Below are 3,240 nucleotides of genomic sequence, written 5' to 3' on the forward strand. Positions count from 1 at the left end.
TACCAATTTTAGAACTAACTTTAGTATCAATATTCCAATTTGGGTTAAAATCATCATTATTGTTATCCTTTTTTTTACTCAAAATAAAAAATTTAATATACTTTTTCCAAAAGAAATTTTGTAATTTCAAATCTTCATGACTATAATTCATTTTTCCCTCTAAGATACTTACCATTTCTAAAACTATTTGATTCAATTCGTCAGGAGAATTTTCGATTAAACTTATTTTATTAGATTGAAATTCAATTGTGCTCATTAATCTTGTAAGGGATCTATTAGCAATTTCATTTAGAGATAATTTTTTTTTTTGTTCAATGTCAAAATAAATTTTCATTGAAAATAAAAAACTTTTAGAGTATGGGAGCAACCCATCAACTGGTACATAATTTGTCCAAACAACAGGTTTTCTAAAAGTGAGAGCAGGTATGAAATCCCAACCTGTACCAGTCGTAATACAAAAATTACATCTATAACCTAAATAAATGTCCAGAAAATCAGTTCTAAAATTTTGACTATAATCAATATATTTTGGATTATTTTTTATTTTTAAGATTTGATTAGAATTTTCACCCATTCTAAAAACATAATATCCTCTCTCAGTTAGGCTCAAAACAACTTTTTTATAATTATTAATATCACAATTTCTGTAATCATGATATTTCCAGTCTTTAAGAGGAAATTTTTTTTCTAGATAACCACTGTCTCTTACAATAAGACAAACTATTTTTGCATCTTCAGGTATATTTAAACTTTTTAAAAATTCTTGACCCTTTTTTAAAAATTTTTTATCTGGTTTTAAAATAGCAGGTGTCTCATATATATTTAAATTATCATCTCCAAAATTAGTAACTAAAATAAAATTTTCGAAATAATTAAGTTTTTTTTTTAATAATAAAATCAGATTATAAATTGGTAATGCAAAAAAATTTGGTAAAACTAAAATTTTTTTCTTCAAAAGATTTAAATATGTTTTATTTGCAATTATATCTGTCATTATAAAAATATCATAAAATTCAGACTGCAATTTTTTTCTTTTAGATAAGTATACTTCCATGTGGGCGACAAAATCACCAATTCTCTGAGAAGATTGATACGAAAATCTTAATTTAATAAGAGGCCTTATAAAAATGATTAATAATAAAAAAAGTGGTGAGTGAATATAAAAAAAAAATTTTAATGATCTTTTAAATATTTTATAAAACATTAATATCTAAAATCTATAAACTTAGAAAATGATTGACTTTTTAATTGCAAGTTTTTTTCTACCAATGGAATAAATTGTTTTTGACTTTCTTCACATTTTAACTCTAAAATGTTAAATGGTCTTTGTTTAAACTTTCTTAAATTATCTAATAATATTAAGTTATCTTTGCTATAAAATTTATAAGTTAAATTTTCATCTAGTGTAAATCTAATTTTATTTTTTTTTGCCTCAAAATATTTTCTTTTATAGGAAATTATTCTTGCAACTTTAAAATTTTGTGAAAAGTTAATTATTTTATTATTTATAAGTTCAGTTTTTAAAAAACTAATTAATTTTTTTTTTGAAGCTAAAATTTCTGAAGAAAAATTTTTCATGAGAAATTTTTTTTTAGTAGTTAACTTGTTATTTTTAATTTTAAATTCTATGGTAGGATTAAAAAAACTAAAAAAATCTCCATACCACCTAATTCTTATTTTATATCTATTTTTAATTCCATCTAAATGTTCCATCAATGAGTGATTTTTATATGTATCAAAATAAATATTATTAACTAATCTTGGTTGATATTTTTCTTTCAAACTAAACGGTAGTGTGTTTAATATTTTTAAGATTTTATTTGTTTGATGCAGACTTATTAAATACTTCAATTCTAATCGAGTATCATTCATAAATTATAGACAATATATTATCATTTATTGTATTTAAATCTTTGTGCTCCCAACTTCCAATTATAATTTTATTTAATCTGTCTCTCATGATATTTGTCTGATTATTTAAGAATTTTATTTCTAAAATATCGATTTTAGATGGATCATAATAACTTTTTTTGTTAAACGCCGCTAAACCTATTTTGCAATTCTCTAAGCTTGCTTCCACAATTTTAGTATAAGATCCATCTTTGCTGGCAATACAAACATTAGAGTTTTTAACATTAATTTTTTCAATATTTGCATTAGTATTTTCTCCTATGCTTAAACCCTTATCTTTAGAATTTGAGATATTAACATTTTTAATAAAAATTTCACTGTTAGATAAATCTACTCCATCTCCTCCCTCCTTGCTTCCACAATTAATACAAGATAAATTCAAAATATTTCCATGTGAGTAATCTATATCTAGAGCATCATATAAACTATTTTCTAATATTAAATTATTTATATTAAAGTTTGAATTTATAATATTTATCAAATCATCTCCTGATTTATTATTTTTTGCTATCAATAAATTTAAATTTATGTCTGACTCGTAAAAATTAATCCCTCCTGTCAAATGAAAACCTAAATTCTGGCAATGAGAAAAGCCATCTAGACTTAAACTTTTAATGTTTATCCTATTATTTTTAAATATTACACAATTTTTACCTTTTGATGATAGGATTAGATTTGGTATTTGATTTTCGTAAAAAATATCAGATTCAAAAATTAAATTAGAATTATTATTAAGTGTTATTTCTATATTATCATCCAATATAATTTGATAATTTTTTGGAAAAATTAAAGTTTGAAAAATTTGAATATTATTTTTATTGAATCTTATTTGTTTTAAATCGTGATTAATAGTGAAATCACTTGAAAATTTTTCAAGGTTTCCTAAAAAACTTTTGTCAAATTTTACAGGATTAAAATCAATCAATTTAACAGTTTTATTGTAATCATTTTTACCAATTGTAAAATTTATATTTGTTATTTGATTATTTGTAGTTGGCTCATTTATTTTTAACTTTATAAATGATGTTTCACGTTTTTTAGGTATGTTATAAGAAGAACTCTCAAATAAAGAATTTAAAGATAGTTTTTTTGGGGAAATTATTTCGTTAATTTTATAAGTTTTTTCACTATACTCCATCGATGAAATCTTTATTGGAAAATAATAATTATTTTGAAGCTCAACAACTAGTTCTCCATCTGTTTTATTTGCGTTAATTACTTCAATTGGATAGACAGGTTTTAAGAAATTGCTAATTGTGTGTCTATTCTCTAATAATCTCTTATCAATAGTCTTTTCAAATACTAAATCATCTTTAGAGATTTTTTTTT

At 22.1% G+C, this 3,240-nt stretch carries 3 protein-coding genes; all 3 read right to left on the reverse strand.

The features are described from left to right. Nucleotides 1–1,054, reverse strand: a 1,054-nt coding sequence (locus ACTT9D_RS07080; RefSeq protein ID WP_440931080.1) for a TIGR04372 family glycosyltransferase, incomplete at its 3' end; no start/stop codon positions are given. A gap of 149 nt (nucleotides 1,055–1,203) precedes the next feature. Continuing rightward, on the reverse strand, nucleotides 1,204–1,872 hold the full coding sequence (locus ACTT9D_RS07085; RefSeq protein WP_440931081.1) for a VTC domain-containing protein: 669 nt from the start codon (nucleotides 1,870–1,872) through the stop codon (nucleotides 1,204–1,206). Further along, nucleotides 1,865–3,240: hypothetical protein (locus ACTT9D_RS07090; RefSeq protein ID WP_440931082.1), on the reverse strand; the 1,376-nt coding region annotated here is incomplete at its 5' end. The genes ACTT9D_RS07090 and ACTT9D_RS07085, both read right to left, overlap by 8 nt.

The sequence above is a fragment of the Candidatus Pelagibacter sp. genome, assembly GCF_052049815.1.
Classification (GTDB): Bacteria; Pseudomonadota; Alphaproteobacteria; order Pelagibacterales; family Pelagibacteraceae; genus Pelagibacter.